The sequence below is a fragment of the Haemophilus haemolyticus genome (assembly GCF_003490595.1).
Lineage (GTDB): Bacteria > Pseudomonadota > Gammaproteobacteria > Enterobacterales > Pasteurellaceae > Haemophilus > Haemophilus haemolyticus_L.
The window spans coordinates 18,910-37,777 of the sequence record NZ_QQGY01000002.1; the positions used below are offsets into that span (position 1 = coordinate 18,910).

General features: G+C 38.3%; 15 protein-coding genes. 6 read left to right on the plus strand and 9 right to left on the minus strand.

Annotation, left to right across the window (positions count from 1 at the left end; genetic code table 11):
* Positions 1-81 precede the first annotated feature (81 nt).
* A complete protein-coding gene (gene rsmI / locus DV415_RS01815) occupies positions 82-933 on the minus strand; it encodes a 16S rRNA (cytidine(1402)-2'-O)-methyltransferase (RefSeq protein ID WP_118790762.1) in 852 nt (283 codons plus the stop codon).
* Between the two features lie 71 nt (positions 934-1,004).
* On the opposite strand from rsmI, the gene DV415_RS01820 reads away from it, so the two are divergent.
* The 6 genes from DV415_RS01820 to nrdB all read left to right on the plus strand — a co-directional run bounded on the left by DV415_RS01820 (position 1,005) and on the right by nrdB (position 8,067).
* Complete coding sequence (locus DV415_RS01820; RefSeq protein WP_118790761.1) at positions 1,005-2,732, plus strand: penicillin-binding protein activator; 1,728 nt, start codon at positions 1,005-1,007, stop codon at positions 2,730-2,732.
* Positions 2,732-3,091, plus strand: a complete 360-nt coding sequence (locus tag DV415_RS01825; protein ID WP_118788506.1) for a YraN family protein — start codon at positions 2,732-2,734, stop codon at positions 3,089-3,091. Before DV415_RS01820 ends, DV415_RS01825 begins: the two co-directional genes overlap by 1 nt.
* A 12-nt stretch (positions 3,092-3,103) precedes the next feature.
* Positions 3,104-3,688, plus strand: a complete 585-nt coding sequence (locus DV415_RS01830) for a D-sedoheptulose-7-phosphate isomerase (RefSeq protein ID WP_118790760.1) — start codon at positions 3,104-3,106, stop codon at positions 3,686-3,688.
* 55 nt (positions 3,689-3,743) lie between these two features.
* Positions 3,744-4,325 (plus strand): division/outer membrane stress-associated lipid-binding lipoprotein, encoded by a 582-nt coding sequence (gene dolP, locus DV415_RS01835; protein ID WP_118790759.1) that lies wholly within the window; start codon positions 3,744-3,746, stop codon positions 4,323-4,325.
* 243 nt (positions 4,326-4,568) lie between these two features.
* Complete coding sequence (nrdA, locus tag DV415_RS01840; RefSeq protein ID WP_118790758.1) at positions 4,569-6,839, plus strand: class 1a ribonucleoside-diphosphate reductase subunit alpha; 2,271 nt, start codon at positions 4,569-4,571, stop codon at positions 6,837-6,839.
* A 97-nt stretch (positions 6,840-6,936) separates the two neighbouring features.
* Positions 6,937-8,067 (plus strand): class Ia ribonucleoside-diphosphate reductase subunit beta, encoded by a 1,131-nt coding sequence (gene nrdB, locus DV415_RS01845; protein WP_065249677.1) that lies wholly within the window; start codon positions 6,937-6,939, stop codon positions 8,065-8,067.
* A 115-nt stretch (positions 8,068-8,182) separates the two neighbouring features.
* Here nrdB and odhB read toward each other — a convergent pair whose 3' ends face one another.
* The 8 genes from odhB to proQ form a co-directional block, all read right to left on the minus strand.
* Complete coding sequence (gene odhB / locus DV415_RS01850; protein ID WP_118790757.1) at positions 8,183-9,412, minus strand: 2-oxoglutarate dehydrogenase complex dihydrolipoyllysine-residue succinyltransferase; 1,230 nt, start codon at positions 9,410-9,412, stop codon at positions 8,183-8,185.
* Positions 9,413-9,532: 120 nt separating this feature from the next.
* Entirely contained in the window at positions 9,533-12,340 is a 2,808-nt protein-coding gene (sucA, locus tag DV415_RS01855) for a 2-oxoglutarate dehydrogenase E1 component (protein WP_118790756.1), read from the minus strand.
* Between the two features lie 210 nt (positions 12,341-12,550).
* A complete protein-coding gene (locus DV415_RS01860) occupies positions 12,551-13,183 on the minus strand; it encodes an MBL fold metallo-hydrolase (RefSeq protein ID WP_065246744.1) in 633 nt (210 codons plus the stop codon).
* A gap of 9 nt (positions 13,184-13,192) precedes the next feature.
* Positions 13,193-13,948 carry a TatD family hydrolase gene (locus DV415_RS01865; protein ID WP_118790755.1) on the minus strand — a complete coding sequence of 252 codons (756 nt, stop codon included), beginning with the start codon at positions 13,946-13,948 and terminating at the stop codon, positions 13,193-13,195.
* A 52-nt stretch (positions 13,949-14,000) separates the two neighbouring features.
* Positions 14,001-14,561 carry a peptidoglycan L,D-endopeptidase MepK gene (gene mepK / locus DV415_RS01870; protein WP_118790754.1) on the minus strand — a complete coding sequence of 187 codons (561 nt, stop codon included), beginning with the start codon at positions 14,559-14,561 and terminating at the stop codon, positions 14,001-14,003.
* Positions 14,562-14,591: 30 nt separating this feature from the next.
* Positions 14,592-16,052: a L,D-transpeptidase family protein gene (locus tag DV415_RS01875; RefSeq protein WP_479682615.1), complete on the minus strand. Its 1,461-nt coding sequence runs from the start codon at positions 16,050-16,052 to the stop codon at positions 14,592-14,594.
* A 75-nt stretch (positions 16,053-16,127) separates the two neighbouring features.
* Positions 16,128-18,203: a carboxy terminal-processing peptidase gene (gene prc, locus DV415_RS01880; RefSeq protein WP_118790752.1), complete on the minus strand. Its 2,076-nt coding sequence runs from the start codon at positions 18,201-18,203 to the stop codon at positions 16,128-16,130.
* A 26-nt stretch (positions 18,204-18,229) separates the two neighbouring features.
* On the minus strand, positions 18,230-18,868 hold the full coding sequence (gene proQ, locus DV415_RS01885) for an RNA chaperone ProQ (RefSeq protein WP_118790751.1): 639 nt from the start codon (positions 18,866-18,868) through the stop codon (positions 18,230-18,232).

Genomic DNA, 18,868 nt, shown 5'->3' on the forward strand with positions numbered 1-18,868 from the left:
AATATCTTGTAAGAGCTTGTGTCCCTTTGGTGCAACAGCAAAGATTAAAATTGGATGAATAAAGTGCAGTTAATTTTGAGGTTATTTTTCCAAATGCGCTAATCCAAATTGATACAAAGCATTCTTCTTATAACCATACAACTCAGCAACAATAGAGGCCGCTTTTTTTAGCGGTAATTCTTCTGCAATTAATTCAAGTGCCTTCACCGCTTGTGGGGAGATTTCATCGTTATTGTCAGACTTTGGTTTGCCTTCAACAATCAAAACCATCTCGCCTTTTGTACGATTTGCATCTTCTAAAAGCCATTCTCGTAAATTTTTAATCGTATTACCCGTAATCGTTTCCCAAGTTTTAGTAATTTCGCGGGCTAACACAATATATCGTTCTTCTCCTAGCACAAATTGCATATCTTCTAGCGTATCTAAAATACGGTGAGTGGATTCATAAAAAATCAAAGTGCGGTCTTCTTCTGCGATATTTTCTAATTTATCTATGCGGGCTTTACTTTTTGCGGGCAAAAACCCCTCAAAACAAAATCTATCAGAAGCAATCCCCGATGCGCAAAGTGCGGTAATTGCTGCGCATGCCCCAGGCAAAGGAACAACGCAAATGCTAGCCTCACGGCATTGGCGTACTAAATGAAAACCAGGATCACTAATTAATGGCGTGCCCGCATCAGAAATCAAAGCAATATTGCTACCTTGCTTGAGTTTTTCCACCAAAATATGGGCTTTTTCTTGTTCATTGTGATCATGCAAAGCAAAAAAGGGCTTTTTGATACCGTAATGACTTAATAAAAGGCCACTATGACGGGTATCTTCTGCTGCAATTAAATCCACTTGCGCAAAAGTATCTAAAGCACGCTGGGTAATATCCTGTAAATTGCCAATCGGCGTGGCAACAATGTATAAAATTCCGGTTAAATCAGTCATTTTTGTTTGCTTTTAAGTTATGAGATAAGTAAGATCTGCCACAACTATTGTCTGTTCATGATGGAGCAAGAATGTCTATTCTATTACAAGGCGGGCGTTTTAAAAAACGTTTAATGCCAATTTTATTGTCAATGGCCTTAGCTGGCTGTTCAAATCTACTTGGTAGCAGTTTTACGCAAACTTTACAACAAGATGCGAATGCAAGTTCTGAATTTTATATGAATAAATTAGGACAAGCACAAGAACTTGAAGATCAACAAACCTATAAATTGCTCGCGGCTCGCGTGTTAATCAGTGAAAATAAAGTTGAACAATCAGAAGCTTTATTAAGTGAATTAGGTGAATTAAATGATGCGCAAAAATTAGATCGTGCATTAATTGAAGCGAGAATTTCTGCTGCAAAAAATGCTAATGAAGTCGCGCAAAATCAATTGCGTGCATTGGATTTAAATAAATTAAGCCCGTCACAAAAATCTCGTTATTACGAAACCTTAGCTATTGTTGCTGAAAACCGTAAAGACATCATTGAAGCCGTAAAAGCGCGGGTAAAAATTGATGAGAATTTAGCGGATGTACAACGTCGCCAAGATAATGTTGATAAAACTTGGGCATTGTTACGTTCAGCAAATACTGGTGTAATCAATAATGCTTCAGATGAAGGCAACGCGGCTTTAGGCGGTTGGTTAACGTTAATCAAAACCTACAATGATTATATTCGTCAGCCTGTACAATTAAGCCAAGCATTACAAAGCTGGAAAAATGCTTATCCAAATCATGCAGCCGCAACGTTGTTCCCAAAAGAATTGCTTACATTGCTTAATTTCCAACAAACGAATGTGTCACAAATTGGTTTACTCTTGCCATTAAGTGGAGATGGACAAATTCTTGGTACAACCATTCAATCGGGTTTCAACGACGCGAAAGGTAACTCAACTATTCCAGTGCAAGTATTTGATACCTCAATAAATTCGGTACAAGATATCATTGCGCAAGCGAAACAAGCGGGGATTAAAACATTAGTGGGTCCATTACTAAAACAAAATCTTGATGTGATTTTAGCGGATCCTGCACAAATTCAAGGTATGGATGTGCTTGCATTAAATGCAACACCAAATTCTCGTGCGATTCCTCAACTTTGTTATTACGGACTTTCTCCAGAAGATGAAGCTGAATCTGCCGCCAATAAAATGTGGAACGATGGCGTGCGTAATCCACTTGTCGCAATGCCACAAAATGATTTAGGGCAACGCGTAGGCAATGCCTTTAATGTACGTTGGCAACAATTAGCAGGTACTGATGCGAATATCCGTTACTACAATTTGCCTGCGGATGTCACTTATTTCCTTCAAGAAAATGGTTCAAATTCAACCGCACTTTATGTCGTAGCAAGTCCAACTGAGCTAGCAGAAATGAAAGGTTATTTAACAAATATCGCGCCTAATTTAGCGATTTATGCCAGCTCTCGAGCAAGCGCAAATGCGACAAATACTAACGCGGATTTCATTACACAGATGAATGGCGTACAGTTTAGTGATATTCCATTTTTTAAAGAAACCAATTCACCACAATATCAAAAACTAGCCAAAACAACTGGCGGTGAATATCAATTAATGCGTTTATACGCAATGGGTGCAGATGCTTGGTTACTCATCAATCAATTTAATGAATTGCGCCAAGTACCAGGATATCGCTTAAGTGGTTTAACTGGTATTTTAAGTGCGGGTACAAATTGTAATGTTGAACGCGATATGACTTGGTATCAATATCAAGATGGTGCAGTTGTACCGGTCGCAAACTAATGTTTTCTTTAAAACGTCAACAAGGGGCGAGCTTTGAGCATCAAGCTCGCCTTTTTTTAGAATCAAAAGGCTTAAAATTTATTGCGGCTAATCAAAATTTCAAATGTGGTGAACTTGATCTTATTATGAGTGACAAAGAAACCATCGTTTTTGTTGAAGTTCGCCAACGTTCTCATAATACCTTTGGCTCGGCAATAGAAAGCGTAGATTGGCAAAAACAACAAAAATGGTTGGATGCGGCAAATTTATGGCTAATGAAACAAAATATGAGTTTAGAAGACGCCGATTGTCGTTTTGATTTAATCGCCTTTGGCAAAACGCCCCAAGATATTCAATGGATTCCTAATTTTCTCGATTAATGGCTTTTTATGATGTTACAAAAAGTAAAAGATATTTATAGCGAAAGTATTCAAATTCAAATTGCTGCGTCTAGCATGCTTTCGGAAAATATTGCTAACGCCACCCAAATGGTGATGCAATGTTTGCTAGGCGGCAATAAAGTGATCGCTTGTGGCGTCTCGCGTTCTTATGCCAATGCACAGTTTCTCGTATCTAACTTGCTTAATCGATACGATTTAGCAAGACCAAGTTTTCCCTCTGTTCTATTAAGTTTAGAAAGTGCGGTGGGTTCTTCTCTTGTTTTTGAACACTCGCCTGAAGAATTGTATTGTCACCAATTTAATGCTGTTGCCAAACCGGGCGACTTACTTATCGCTTTTTCGCCTTTGGGAACAGAGAAAATCGTGCTAAACATTATTTCTCATGCAGTAAATAAAGAAGTTAATGTTATTGCACTCACTGGCTCTAATAACGATGCAATTCAAGGAATTTTAGCCGATAGTGATTTAGAAATATCGATTCCAGCAACCAAAGAAAGTCGAGTCCTAGAAAACCATCTTTTTGTTATCAATGCCCTTTGTGAATTAGTTGACCATGCGTTGTTCCCAAGTGCTTGACAGAAAAATAAATTACTTTCAAACTACCAGTAGTTCAATCTCAAAAGGAGTTAATATGAAATTATCCCCATTAAAAAAACTGGCTATCGTACTTGGAACAACAATCTTTTTACAGGGATGTGTTGCAGCTGTGATTGGAGGTGGCGCTGTAGCGGCTAAAGTAGGTACCGATCCTCGAACAACTGGGGCACAAATTGATGACGAAACACTCGAATTCAAAGTAGAAAATGCCGTTGAAAAAGATGCCCAAATTAAGGCTGAAGGCCGTGTAAATGCAGTGTCTTACAATGGTCGAGTACTTTTAATCGGTCAAGTGCCTAATAGTGGTGTAAAAGACACTGCCGCAGATCTTGCAAAAGGCGTTGAAGGTGTCAATGATATTTATAACGAACTGACTGTTGGCCCGAAAATCTCTTTTACACAAATCAGCAAAGACAGTTGGATTACTACGCAAGTCAAATCAAAAATGTTAGTCGATGATCGAGTTAAAGCAACCGATGTTAAAGTTATTAGCGAAAATGGAGAAGTTTTCCTACTTGGTACCCTAACACACGCTCAAGCTGATGCAGCTGCAGATATTGCAAGTAAAATCAGTGGCGTACAAAAAGTAATTAAAGTTTTCAAATATCTCAACTAATCTTCAAAGTGCGGTAAAAATTCAACGAATTTCAACCGCACTTTTCTCATTTTTACAAGTAAAAAATTTGATTTTTTTGCTCTTCGAAAAAACTGTTTATTTTTAAATAAGTTACCTATTGTCAATAATTTAAGCAAAAAATTTATTGCTTGATCTCAAGCAAAAAACACATTACCTTGTGCGTAATTTTATTACAAACACTATATCTTGTGTTTAACATCGCATAATAACAAGGGTCGTATAATGAATAAAAGCTTAATGGTAACCAAGCGTGATGGCACGCAGGAACAAATCAATCTTGATAAAATCCACCGTGTTATTACATGGGCAGCAGAAGGTCTAGACAATGTGTCTGTTTCCCAAGTTGAGCTTCGCTCACACATTCAATTTTATGAAGGCATTCGAACTTCAGACATTCACGAAACCATTATTAAAGCAGCCGCAGATTTAATCAGCAAAGATACGCCAGATTATCAATTTTTAGCTGCTCGCTTAGCGATTTTCCATTTACGTAAAAAAGCCTACGGTCATTTTGATCCCCCTCGTTTATACGATCACGTCAAAAAATTAGTGCGCATGGGTAAATACGATCATGCGTTATTGGATGATTACACCCGTGAAGAATGGGACACAATGGATGGGTTTATCGACCATTGGCGTGATATGACGTTCTCTTATGCTGCCGTAAAACAATTAGAAGGTAAGTATTTAGTTCAAAACCGTGTGACAGGAGAAATCTACGAATCAGCACAATTCCTCTATTTACTGGTTGCAGCGAGTTTATTCTCTAAATATCCAAAAGAAACGCGTTTGGATTATGTAAAACGTTTCTACGATGCAACATCCACCTTCAAAATTTCCTTACCAACGCCAATTATGGCGGGAGTGCGCACACCTACTCGTCAGTTCAGCTCTTGCGTATTAATTGAATGTGATGATAGCTTAGATTCAATCAATGCAACGGCATCAGCTATTGTGAAATATGTTTCACAACGCGCGGGAATTGGTATTAATGCAGGTGCAATTCGTGCATTAGGTAGTGAGATTCGTGGCGGTGAAGCATTCCATACGGGTTGTATTCCATTCTATAAATATTTCCAAACCGCGGTGAAATCTTGCTCACAAGGTGGTGTTCGTGGCGGTGCGGCGACACTTTATTACCCTATTTGGCACTTAGAAGCAGAAAGCTTACTTGTATTAAAAAATAACCGTGGTGTAGAAGACAACCGCGTTCGTCATATGGATTATGGCGTCCAATTAAATAAATTAATGTATCAACGTCTAATTAAAGGCGGCGAGATTACTTTATTTAGTCCATCAGATGTACCTGGACTTTATGAAGCATTCTTTGCAGATCAAGACAAATTTGAAGAACTGTACATAAAATACGAACAAGATCCAACTATCCGTAAACGCACCGTCAAAGCCGTTGAGATTTTCTCTTTATTAATGCAAGAACGTGCATCAACAGGCCGTATCTACATTCAAAACGTAGACCACTGTAATACTCACTCTCCGTTTGATCCACAAGTTGCACCAGTTCGCCAATCTAACTTATGTTTAGAAATCGCGTTACCTACGAAGCCTCTTGAGCACATTAATGATGAAAATGGAGAAATCGCACTTTGTACCCTTTCCGCATTTAACTTAGGTAAAATTGAAAACTTAGATGAATTAGAAGAACTTGCCGATCTTGCGGTTCGTTCGCTTGATGCATTATTAGATTATCAAGATTACCCTGTTGTGGCGGCAAAACGTAGTTCACTTGCTCGTCGTTCATTAGGTATCGGTGTAATTAACTATGCTTATTATCTTGCGAAAAATGGTGTTCGTTATTCTGATGGTTCAGCTAATGATTTAACTCACCGCACTTTTGAAGCCATTCAATACTATTTATTGAAAGCCTCTATGAACTTAGCAAAAGAGCAAGGTGCTTGCGAATACTTCAATGAAACCACTTATGCAAAAGGCATTTTACCTATTGATACCTATAAGAAAGATTTAGATGCCTTAACGCAAGAGCCATTACATTATGATTGGGAAAGTTTGCGTAAAGATATTCAAGAATTTGGTTTACGTAACTCAACATTAACCGCCTTAATGCCATCAGAAACATCATCACAAATTTCCAATGCGACTAATGGTATTGAGCCACCGCGTGGTCATGTAAGTATTAAAGCCTCAAAAGATGGCATCCTAAAACAAGTTGTACCTGAGTACGAAAACTTAAGCGACAACTACGAATTACTTTGGGATATCCCAAGCAATGATGGTTACTTACACTTAGTCGGTATTATGCAAAAATTCGTAGACCAAGCGATCTCCGCCAACACTAACTACGATCCAAAACGTTTTGAAGATGGTAAAGTACCAATGAAAGTGTTGTTAAAAGATCTTTTAACCGCTTACAAATACGGCTTAAAAACCCTTTACTACCAAAACACTCGCGACGGTGCTGAAGATGCTCAAGAAGATCTTGATGAGGGCTGTGCTGGTGGGGCTTGTAAAATCTAACTATTTACTTTCAAATTATTAGCGGGCTTTAGCCCGCTACTTGTAACCTATTAATTACTATCGGCAAAATTAAGGTTGCCAAAACGGGGAACAATATATGGCATACACCACTTTCTCACAAACTAAAAACGACCAATTAAAAGAGCCAATGTTCTTTGGTCAAAACGTTAACGTTGCGCGTTACGATCAACAAAAATATGAGACGTTTGAAAAGCTCATTGAAAAACAACTTTCTTTCTTCTGGCGTCCAGAAGAAGTGGATGTGTCACAAGACCGTATTGATTATGCTGCGTTACCTGAGCATGAAAAACACATTTTCATCAGTAACTTAAAATATCAAACCTTATTAGATTCTATTCAAGGCCGTAGCCCGAACGTTGCATTATTACCGTTGGTATCTATTCCAGAATTAGAAACTTGGATCGAGACTTGGACATTCTCTGAAACCATCCACTCTCGTTCTTACACGCACATTATTCGTAACATTGTGAACGATCCATCTATCGTATTTGATGACATCGTAACTAACGAAGAAATCATCAAACGTGCACGTGATATTTCTTCTTATTACGATGATTTAATCCGCGACAGCCAACTTTATAGCCTATACGGCGAAGGTACTTACACGGTAGATGGTAAAGAATGTGTTGTGACATTGCGTAATTTGAAAAAACAACTTTACCTTTGCCTAATGAGCGTGAACGCGCTTGAAGCCATTCGTTTCTATGTGTCTTTCGCATGCTCGTTTGCTTTTGCTGAACGTCAATTAATGGAAGGTAATGCGAAAATTATTAAATTTATCGCACGTGATGAAGCCCTACACTTAACTGGTACGCAGCACATTTTAAATATTATGGCTGCAGGTCAAGACGACCCGGAAATGGCAGAAATTGCAGAAGAATGTAAACAAGAAGCCTATGATTTATTCTTAGCCGCTGCAGAACAAGAAAAAGACTGGGCAGATTATTTGTTTAAAGACGGTTCGATGATTGGTTTGAACAAAGACATTTTGGTGCAATATGTGGAATATATCACTAATATCCGTATGCAAGCTGTTGGTCTTCCATTGCCATTTGGTGCGCGTTCTAACCCAATTCCATGGATTAACGCATGGCTTGTTTCTGATAATGTACAAGTAGCACCACAAGAAGTGGAAGTGAGTTCTTACCTTGTTGGTCAAATTGACTCAAAAGTTGATACGAATGATTTTGGGGATTTCGATCTATAATTAAAAACACATAAGAAAATAACCGCACTTTGAAATATTCTTTTTAAATATTTAAAGTGCTGTTAATTTTTTGTTCATTTTAAAAGGCTTTCTAACACAGAAAGCCTTTTATTTCTTAGATTTCTAATAATAATCTTGTTGGGTCTTCCAATAATTCTTTAATCGTTACCAAGAAACCAACAGATTCACGGCCATCAATTAAGCGATGATCGTAAGATAAAGCAAGATACATCATCGGACGAATCACAACTTGACCATTAAGCGCAATCGGACGTTCTTTAATTGCATGCATTCCTAAAATCGCACTTTGTGGTGGATTGATAATTGGGGTGGACATAAGAGAACCAAACACGCCGCCATTTGTAATGGTAAAATTTCCGCCAGTAAGATCTTCTACTGTCAATTTGCCATCACGACCTTTTTCAGCTAATACTTTAATTTGTTTTTCGATCTCTGCCATACTGAGCTTATCGCAATCGCGAAGCACTGGGGTGACTAATCCACGAGGAGTAGAAACCGCAATACTAATATCAAAATAGTTATGGTAAACAACATCATCCCCATCAATAGAAGCATTAACTTCAGGATAACGTTTTAATGCTTCCACAACCGCTTTAATATAAAAAGACATAAATCCTAAACGCACACCATGTTGTTTTTCAAATTTTTCACCGTAGGTTTTACGCAAAGTTATTATCGGCTGCATATCTACTTCATTGAAAGTAGTAAGCATTGCTGTACTATTTTTGGCTTCAAGTAAACGTTCAGCAATACGTTTACGCAAACGGGTCATTGGCACACGTTTTTCAGAACGTGCGCTATAAGCTACCGTACTAATTGTATTTTGCTCAGTGGCAGCTTCTTGTTTCGCTTGCAGTGCTTGTCGTTTTGCGATTTCACGCTCAATGTCTTCACGTGTTAAACGGCCACCCACACCCGAACCTTGAATTTGCTCTGCTTGTAAATCATGTTCTGCTAATAAACGACGAATCGCAGGGCCTTGATCCGCATTGTGATTATGACTATTTTCAATCGCTGCATTTTGACGATCAGAAGGTGTGGGTTCATTCGTTGCTTTTAATGTCGCGGAACTAATATCCCCTTCTTGAGCCGTAGAAATTTTGCCTAGCAGTTGTTTACTCACCACAGTTTCGCCCTCAGCTTGAACAACTTCTGCCAGTACGCCATCAGAAAGTGCGGGCACTTCTAGCACGACTTTATCCGTTTCAATTTCTACAATAACTTCATCACGTTTAACAGTATCACCTACTTTTTTATGCCAAGTAGCCACGGTTGCATCCGCAACTGATTCAGGTAGGTCTGGAACAAGAATTTCAATGGTCATTTTATTTTCCTTATCTCTTAAAGTGCAACTTATTGCACTGAATTACTCTTTTACTTTTTATCCAGGATGCAACAAGTACACCTGTAAATTTATAAAAATATCTTAATTTTTAACCGCACTTTATAGGGTTAACGCATCTTCCACTAACTGTTTTTGCTGTTTAGTGTGAAGCGACATATAACCCACAGCAGGCGAAGCCGAAGCTGGACGCCCCGCATATTTGAGTTTAACGGATTCTGGAATTGCGGATTCAAAATTATGTTTACTGCAATACCAAGCCCCTTGGTTAAGTGGTTCTTCTTGGCACCATACATAATCCGTGACATGTGCATAAGGCGCAAGCGCGTTCTTCACATCCTCATGTGGGAATGGATAAAGCTGCTCAATACGAATAATCGCCACATCTTTCTGATTATTCGCACGACGTTGTTCAAGTAAATCGTAATAAACTTTACCTGAACACATTACCACACGTTTTACATCTTTAGGAGCAAGCTCATCAATTTCTCCGATTACTGTTTGGAAAGCCCCATTAATCAACTCATCTAAACTGGATACTGCTAATGGGTGACGTAGCAAAGATTTTGGAGAAATAGCAATTAATGGACGACGCATCTTACGCAACGATTGACGACGAAGCATGTGATACACCTGTGCTGGCGTTGATGGCACGCAGACTTGCATATTTTGTTCAGCACAAAGTTGCAAATAACGTTCAAGGCGGGCAGAAGAATGTTCTGGGCCTTGTCCCTCATAGCCATGAGGCAATAACATAACTAAACCACACATTCTGCCCCATTTTTGTTCGCCGGAGCTAATAAATTGGTCGATAACAATTTGTGCACCATTAGCAAAATCGCCAAATTGCGCTTCCCAAATGGTTAAAGTTTTTGGATCTGTTGTTGCATAGCCATATTCAAAAGCAAGTACTGATTCTTCTGAAAGTACTGAATCCCATACTTCAAAACGACCTTGGTTAGCATGTAGATGTGTCAATGGTACATACCCCGTACCATCATTTTGATTATGCACTACGGCATGACGATGGAAAAAGGTTCCGCGCCCTGCATCTTCACCTGATAAACGGACATTAACACCTTCATCAAGTAAGGTTGCATAAGCCATGGTTTCAGCCATCCCCCAGTCGAGCAATTTTTCGCCTTGATACATTGCTTTACGATCATTATAGATTTTTTCTACACGAGGATGCGCACGTAAACTTTCTGGATATTCACACACACGTTTAGCAAGCGTTAAAAAACGTTCCTGTAAAAACTTGCTTTCATACGGAGCAGTCCAATCATAGTTGAGATATTGCAACCAATCCATTTTTGCCGTATCCATTTCTCGCCATTCTGATACGACTCGATCACCATTATCTAGCGCATCGCGATAATCATTCGCCATCTCGGTGACTTGTTCTTCAGTCATCACGCCTTCTGCAACTAAGCGATCTGCATAAACTTTACGAGGTGTAGGATGTTTTTTGATGATGCTATACATCATTGGCTGAGTAGCTAATGGCTCATCAGCTTCGTTATGACCATGACGACGATAAGAAATCAAATCAATAAAAATATCTCGTTTGAATAAATTACGATATTCCACCGCCATACGCGCAGCAAAAGCAACCGCTTCAGGATCATCACCATTAACGTGAATAATCGGCGCTTGAATCATTTTCGCAATATCGGTGCAATACTCTGTGGAACGCGTGTCATTCGGGTTAGATGTCGTAAAACCAATTTGGTTATTAATCACGATACGAATAGTACCGCCCACACTGTAACCACGGGCATTTGACATATTCAATGTTTCTTGAACAACACCCTGCCCAGCTACAGCGGAATCACCATGTACTGTAATCGCTAAAACTTGACTACGCGTTGTATCATTAATACGAGTCTGTCTTGAACGCACAGAGCCCACCACTACTGGGCTTACAATTTCCAAATGAGATGGATTGAATGCCAAAGTTAAGTGGACTCGCTTATCATCCACTGCGAAATCAGAGGAAAAACCTTGATGATATTTCACATCCCCTGTACGTTCACTCGAATGTTTACCCGCAAATTCATCAAATAAATCCTCAGGCTTTTTACCTAATACATTCACGAGCATATTCAAACGCCCACGGTGTGCCATTCCCATTACCACATCATTTACCCCTTGGCGACTAGCATGACGGATAATTTCTTTCATTAATGGAATAAATGCATCACTTCCTTCTAAAGAAAAGCGTTTCGCCCCCGGGAATTTTGCACCCAGATAACGTTCTAAACCGTCTGCAGCGGTAAGTTCACGAAGAAAATTAACACGTTCCTCAGATGTAAAAAGCGGTTTATCTAACACACTTTCCATTTTGCTCTGAAGCCAAGTTTTCTGTGCCATATCTTGCACATGCATAAACTCCAAACCAATTGAGCCACAATAAGTCTCTTTCAACATTTGAGCTAACTCACCAAGCTTAATGGTATCGCGTTTGTAAACATAATGATTAATATTAAAGGTTTCATTGAGATCTTGTTCAGTAAAACCGTGATGACGATAATCTAATTCAGGGACGGAAGATACTTTCCAACGATAATAATTGAGGGGATCGAGATTAGCCTCTAAATGGCCACGAAAACGATAGGCATTGATAAATTGTAGAACTTTCACCAATTTTGCACCAGCAGCAGGATCTATCACTGTCACCGCTTCATTATGATTTTCTCGCGCCAAACGACGAAAATAATCTCGCACTGGTGTATGAGGCTGTTCAAGTGCGGTCATTTTTGGTAAAGAATCAAAAGTGGCTCGCCAGCTTTCCTCCACCGACTGCGGATCACTCAAATAGCTTTCATAAAGTTCTTCTATATAAGATTGATTTGCACCGCCTAATGCTGTGCTAGCTAACCAATCATCAAATGCCTTGTTTTGCTGCATAATTACCTCTTTATTATGATTATTTGGAACGATATTTTTCGCTCCATTTTTTATCCATTATACATAGGATTGAAAAGGAAATAAGCCTCTTATCAGAAATTGTTACAGATTTGTGATCTGACTCAAACTCTTTCCTTTTTCAGATAAAAAGAGCCAATAAAAAATCAGCTCTTTTAGAAAATAAGAATAAAATTCACCGCACTTTTAACTTTAACGATTTAAAAATGGGTTTGTCTGTTTTTCTCGGCCAATGGTTGTATAAGGCCCATGCCCAGCAATAATAATCAGATCATCATTCAAGGGTAATAGTTTTGTTCGAATTGAAGAAATCAATGTTTCATAGTCGCCTCGAGGGAAATCGGTACGACCAATTCCGCCTTGAAATAATACATCGCCTGTAAATGCCACTTTTTTATCATGTTCAATAAAACCGATATGCCCAGGTGTATGCCCTGGTAAATGTAAAATCTCGAAATTAAAGCCATCTAATTTTAAGATTTCACCTTCTTGATTAAACCAACGATCAGGTAAAAAGGCTTCAATATTTGGCAAACCAAAACGTTGTGCTTGTTCTGGCAAACTCTCAAATAAAAATTTATCTTCTTCATGAGAACCCCAAATTTCAACACCAAAGTGTTGTTTTAACTGCATCGCTGCGCCAACATGATCTAAATGACCATGGGTAAGCAAAATCACTTTAAGATTTAAATCCAGTTCTTCAATACGTTGAATTAGACGTTCGACTTCGCCACCTGGGTCAATAATTGCTGCATTTTTGTCATCATCCCAAATCAAAGAACAGTTTTGTTGAAATGCGGTGACTGGGATAATTTCGATATTCATGTTTGCTCCTTATAATCGATAAAATTGTTGAGTATTCAAAAGAATTTGCTCTTGAACATAATGTAATGGCAAAGATTTTAATTCAGCTACTTTCTTCGCTACTGCGAATAATTGCTCAGAAATTACCGCACTTTCAAATCCTTCGTGTGGCCATGGACTATCCGTTTCAATCATCAAACGGTTCAACGACAAATGTTGAGCAACATATTGCGTTTTAGGATTCCATAAAATATCAGGCGTTAGACTAGCAAAATATGGTGTAGATAAAAATTTCTGAAAAGATTTTTCATCTGTCTTAAACCAATGAAAATGGGCTAGTTGGATATTATGTTTCTGCAATAATTCAAGCGCAATATCCACATCATTATGCACAATATGTAAATTTAACGGCAAATCCCATTTTTTCGCTATCAGAATAAATCGTTCCAGTAATTCAATGTAAGGTGCGTAATCCAAATTTGCATTTTCACGTTTAGAATAATGTGGCAACCCCACCTCGCCAATCGCAGAAATCGATGAATGATATTCATCAATCCATTGAAATAATTCATCTTGCTCTTCGAAATTAAATAATGGCTGTTCCGGATGAAAACCAGCTGCAATATAAAGTTTCTCGGGATAACCCTGTTTTAAATTCAATAGTTTTTTAGCACTTTTTAGATTCGTACTTACCGCAAGCATACCAGTAAGCTTTGGATCACCAAGTGTTTTCTGAATATTCTCATCAGAGAGTTGATCCAAATGAAGATGGCAGTCAAATAGCATAGTATTTCCCAATGAAAAACCGCACAAAAGTGCGGTCAATTTTAAATCTATTTTATACCCCTTTCCAGGTTCTAACAGGGCCTGTATCCACATGAATAAAATTACTTGTCGGATAATACCCTACCCCACCATTTCGAAGATTTTCTGCGGAAGATTTCACTTTAATCAAAGGTACACCAGCAATACGAAAATCAATGGCCTTTCCTTTAATATGATAACTATTACTTGCTACTCCGCTACTTTGACGATGACGCATTGCATTAGTTGCAGCAGAACGGTACCCACAAATAACTTCAATTTCCGCATTGCGTAGCCCCAAATTGCTTTGAATGTTATAAAACTTGTGGAATAAATTTGGATCCATTTTACAAACTTGGTTTGTTCGTTTATCGCGCATAAAATGGTCTAATTTTTTTAATGTGGTACTTGCGAAACCTTTTTGAGCAGAAAACTCACCGCTTAATCGCTCTCCCGTATTAATGTTACGGAACGTCAAAATACGAGGCTTAGGTGTTGAAACCATTGCTAATACAGAATTCGGTAAAACTGATGCACCTAAAACAATACCGCCGAGCGACAACCATTTACGTTTCTGTTTATCAACTTTGTGCATCATCTCTCCTTTCTATTTTTTAATGGATTATTAGAGATATTTTTTAACGACATTCCAGTTAATTCCACTGAAATTCATCAATCCATCATATTTATAAATATCTGGCAATGCCTGAATATTTCCATTCTCAACCCAAGATGTCACATAGTATATAAACACTGGGTTTTCCGAACGAATTGGGGCAGAAACCGTTTTTTTACTCTCTAAAACATTCTTTTTACGTTCATCAGACCACCCTGCTTCCTTCAATAAAATACTAGCAAGTTGATCGGATTTTTCCACACGCACACAACCAGAGCTTAATGCGCGATCTTTACGGCTAAACAGCCCATGATTTGGCGTGTCATGTAAATAAATGGCATCTGAGCTTGGCATATTAAATTTATAATTACCCAGGGCACTATCGCCCGCAGCTTGTCGAACTCGATAAGGGAATTTATTACCAATAGATGCCCAATCAATAGAAGCTGGATCAACAACATTTCCCTGACTATCTAAAATTGAATAATTATGTTCTGCAATATAATTTGGATCCGCTTTCATTTTTGGCAATAAATCTTCATTAATTAAGCGAGTAGGGGCATTCCAAGGTGGATTAACAACAACATTACTCAATTTGCTATACATCACTGGCGTACGCCGTTGATCCTTACCAACAATAACACGAGACTCCAAAATTAAATTACCATCACGATAATACTGCAATTTATAACTTGGAATATTTACAAAGATGCCGTTATGAAAATCAGGAATTACTCGCAAACGCTGAGCATTAATTGCAAGTTTCTGCCCAACCTCTGATAAGCCTGATGCAGATACCATTGATGATAATGCTTTAACAGTTTGATGATATAAGTGATTATCACCCGATAAACTTTGTACAAAACCTAAAAGTTGACTATTGTCTACCGCACTTAACCAACGTTGAATATGCTCATCTGCAGGTTGTTGGACTTGATAAGCGCTAGATGAATACAACCAACGTTGAGCTTGTACACCTACATTTTGAGTATAATACAAGTAATCTAGCAATATATCGCTCAATAAAACATCATAAGCTAACCCGCCTTGCTGCTCAATCAATTCAAAGGATTCTAAGGATTTTGCTGAACGTTTAGAAATACCACTAGCCACCATTGCTGCGTAATCCTGTAATAATTGGCGAGCCGCAGCGTTATCTTTCCATAATGGTGCATATTTACGCTCTGCATATAAACGAGCCAACAAAGGCTTAAACTGTAAAGCATGCTCACCTATTTCATGGGTGAGAGACATTTCTAAAATCGCTTGCTTTTCCTGTGCTAAGCGGGCTTGATCTAATTTTATTTCCTCTTCAAGCTTTTGTTTTTCTTCTGGAGATAAATGCGAAACATCAACGCCATGAAGTTGTGCCGATTGTCCATTCTTTACAAAATCTGCTAAAGCGCATCCTGATGTCATCATTGACAATGACAACACAAATACTGAGAGCTTTGCAGTGCTTTTAAACATAGCCATTCCTTAAACATTTCCTAAAAACAACCGCACTTTATCTAAGTTCTAAAACAAAGTGCGATTAAAATAATTTTATTTTTTCTCTTCTACTTTTTCTGTTGGTTTCTGAGCTTCTTTACCAACATCTTGCGCACTTGAATTCAACATGACAAAATCCGCAGCCATTTTTTCTGCTTCTTTTAAGAAGAAATCTGGCGCTTCATAATCTTTCGGTAAATCATCAATATCATTTAATGCTTTTTTACCTTCACGTTTAAAACGTTCATTAATATCTTTTAAGCGTCTTGCATCATCCTTATCATTTTCAGCTTTACGCGTTTGATAATTCAACGATAAGAATTTGCGATCACGGCGCTCATTACGGATTTTTAAATCTTCATTCAATGCAACAAATTCAGGATCTTTAGCAATACGCTCAAGATGTTTTTTATTTAATACATCAACGTCTTTGCGCGCATTACCAACTTCTTTATAAGTTGCGGATGGAATTTTATCCCACGGCAATGCATTATCTTCTTTATCTTCACCGTACTCTTTCGCATCGATAATTTCAGGGAAATTAATATCTGCCGCCACACCTTTTAACTGAGTTGACCCACCATTAATTCGATAGAATTTTTGGATGGTATATTGCAATAAACCTAACGGCGTCTGATCCAAATCATACACAAAATTTAAAGGACGACTTTGCTGAACGGTACCTTTACCATAAGTATTTTGCCCAATAACAATACCGCGATTGTAATCCTGCATTGCCGCTGCAAAAATTTCTGATGCAGAAGCGCTGTAACGGTTAATCATGGCCAACAAAGGGCCTTTATATTGTTGTTCGGCATCATCGTCTTCATGTACACGAATTCGTTGGTAAGCATCACGTACTTGCACAACAGGACCATTAGTAATAAACAAACCACTTAAAGCAACCGCTTCTGTTAATGCGCCACCACCATTCTCACGCAAATCAATAATTAACGCATCGGCTTTTTGTTTCTCTGCTTTAACCAATAATTTTTTAACATCGTCAGTTAAACCAATATAGAAACTTGGCACTTTGATTACCGCAATATTTTTACCATCTGCTTTATCCATGGTTAATTTTGCAGCTTGATCTTCAATACGCACTTTATCGCGCACTAAAGTAATAATACGGGATTTTCCACCTTTAGACGGCTCAATTTCTAACCGCACTTTTGTGCCTTTTTTACCTTTGATTTTCTCAACGATATCTTCTAAACGCCAGCCAACGATATCTTCAATCTCGCCAGTAGCTTGTCCCACACCGATAATTTTATCTCCGGGATGTAATCTTTTACTTTTCTCCGCTGGTGCGCCAGGAACAAGTGATTTAATGCTTGTTTCATCATCTTCTGATTGTAACGTTGCTCCAATCCCCTCAAGCGAAAGATTCATGCTTTCATTAAAACTTTTCGCGGTTCTTGGTGCAAGATAGCTTGTATGAGGATCAATTTCGCGAGCAAATGCATTCAAATAAGTTTGAAGAATATCATCTGCCTTCGTTTGAGTTAAACGGCGAATTGCCAAATTATAACGTTTGGTGAGTTTTGTTTTAATTTCTGACCATTTTTTATCTTTTAATTTAAGATTGATAATGTCATTTTTTACTCGTTCTTCCCAAAGTTTATTGGCTTCCTCTTCGTTTTTCGGAAATGTCGCTTTTTCACGATCAATTTCAATTTGATCCTGGCCATTCAAATTAGGCTCTTTATCTAATAAAGACAACGCATAAGCATAACGTTCATAACGACGCTTCATCATTACACCATAAATATCAAAAGCAGCAGAAAGATCACCTTGATTTAACTGGTCATCCAACTTAGCGCCATATTTTTGACGAAGTTCATCTACATCAGATTGCAAAAAGGTGTTATGGCTAAAATCAATATTTTTAATATAACGATCAAAAATCTTTTCAGAAAAAGCATCATCCAATGAGATCTTTCGATAATGCGATTGGGTTAATCGAGTCGTTGCACGCTTAGTTGCCAACTGATTCTCTTCGCTTGCTGTTGGAATAGTAATATCGCTCAGTTTTAATTTAGGCTGCACAGCAAAAGCAGGCACAGAGCCGATTAACAATGCCGATAACAATGCGCGAGTAATCACATTTTTTGAAATATTAGATCTCATAACCTTTCCCGAGTAGAATTAAATCATTATGCAAATAAACGATCTGCAGCTACGCTCATAACCAAACCGTTTTCAAGCTGAACACGTGCTGAATCTTTTAGCACTTCCACTACTGTTGCTTTTTTCGCATGATCGCCAGCTTTTACTTTCACCACAGAACCAACAGAAATTTGTGAAAAATCAACCGCACTTAATGACGGCTTATTGAAATGTTTAGCATTTTTATTTGCAGGTTTACGTGGGCGTTGTTTCTGCTGTGCTTTTTTCGCTGCAGCCTCTGCCTTACGTTTTTCAGCAACACGAGCTTTAGCATCAGCAAGCTGTTGAGCTGCATGGACTACATGTTCCGCTTCTAATACTCCGGCTGGATTACCTTGTAAATCTACGCGCACCGCGCCTTCTCGACAGCCATGTAAATAACGCCAATTTGATGTGTATTGACGAAGAGCCTGACGCAACTGAGTTTTGCTTACACGCTCATCATCTTCTAATGCTTCCGCTAAATCTTGGAATAAACCAATTTTTAATGGTTTTGCTTCGCCTTCTAAAATAAAGCAAAGAGGGAATTTTTCAGCCAAATACGCAATAATATCTTTTGTATTGGTTAATTTTTGTGAATTTACTTGCGCATCAGTGGTCTGAACGCCAGATTGAGAATCAGTCAT

What these genes read in the sequence shown, in the direction of transcription:
- nrdB (WP_065249677.1), top strand. Translation starts at nt 6,937, where the DNA reads ATGGCATACACCACTTTCTCACAAACTAAAAACGACCAATTAAAAGAG.
- DV415_RS01875 (WP_479682615.1), bottom strand. Translation starts at nt 16,052, where the DNA reads ATGTTTAAAAGCACTGCAAAGCTCTCAGTATTTGTGTTGTCATTGTCA.
- dolP (WP_118790759.1), top strand. Translation starts at nt 3,744, where the DNA reads ATGAAATTATCCCCATTAAAAAAACTGGCTATCGTACTTGGAACAACA.
- prc (WP_118790752.1), bottom strand. Translation starts at nt 18,203, where the DNA reads ATGAGATCTAATATTTCAAAAAATGTGATTACTCGCGCATTGTTATCG.
- nrdA (WP_118790758.1), top strand. Translation starts at nt 4,569, where the DNA reads ATGAATAAAAGCTTAATGGTAACCAAGCGTGATGGCACGCAGGAACAA.
- DV415_RS01830 (WP_118790760.1), top strand. Translation starts at nt 3,104, where the DNA reads ATGTTACAAAAAGTAAAAGATATTTATAGCGAAAGTATTCAAATTCAA.
- proQ (WP_118790751.1), bottom strand. Translation starts at nt 18,868, where the DNA reads ATGACTGATTCTCAATCTGGCGTTCAGACCACTGATGCGCAAGTAAAT.
- DV415_RS01860 (WP_065246744.1), bottom strand. Translation starts at nt 13,183, where the DNA reads ATGAATATCGAAATTATCCCAGTCACCGCATTTCAACAAAACTGTTCT.
- DV415_RS01825 (WP_118788506.1), top strand. Translation starts at nt 2,732, where the DNA reads ATGTTTTCTTTAAAACGTCAACAAGGGGCGAGCTTTGAGCATCAAGCT.
- DV415_RS01865 (WP_118790755.1), bottom strand. Translation starts at nt 13,948, where the DNA reads ATGCTATTTGACTGCCATCTTCATTTGGATCAACTCTCTGATGAGAAT.
- mepK (WP_118790754.1), bottom strand. Translation starts at nt 14,561, where the DNA reads ATGCACAAAGTTGATAAACAGAAACGTAAATGGTTGTCGCTCGGCGGT.
- odhB (WP_118790757.1), bottom strand. Translation starts at nt 9,412, where the DNA reads ATGACCATTGAAATTCTTGTTCCAGACCTACCTGAATCAGTTGCGGAT.
- DV415_RS01820 (WP_118790761.1), top strand. Translation starts at nt 1,005, where the DNA reads ATGTCTATTCTATTACAAGGCGGGCGTTTTAAAAAACGTTTAATGCCA.
- sucA (WP_118790756.1), bottom strand. Translation starts at nt 12,340, where the DNA reads ATGCAGCAAAACAAGGCATTTGATGATTGGTTAGCTAGCACAGCATTA.
- rsmI (WP_118790762.1), bottom strand. Translation starts at nt 933, where the DNA reads ATGACTGATTTAACCGGAATTTTATACATTGTTGCCACGCCGATTGGC.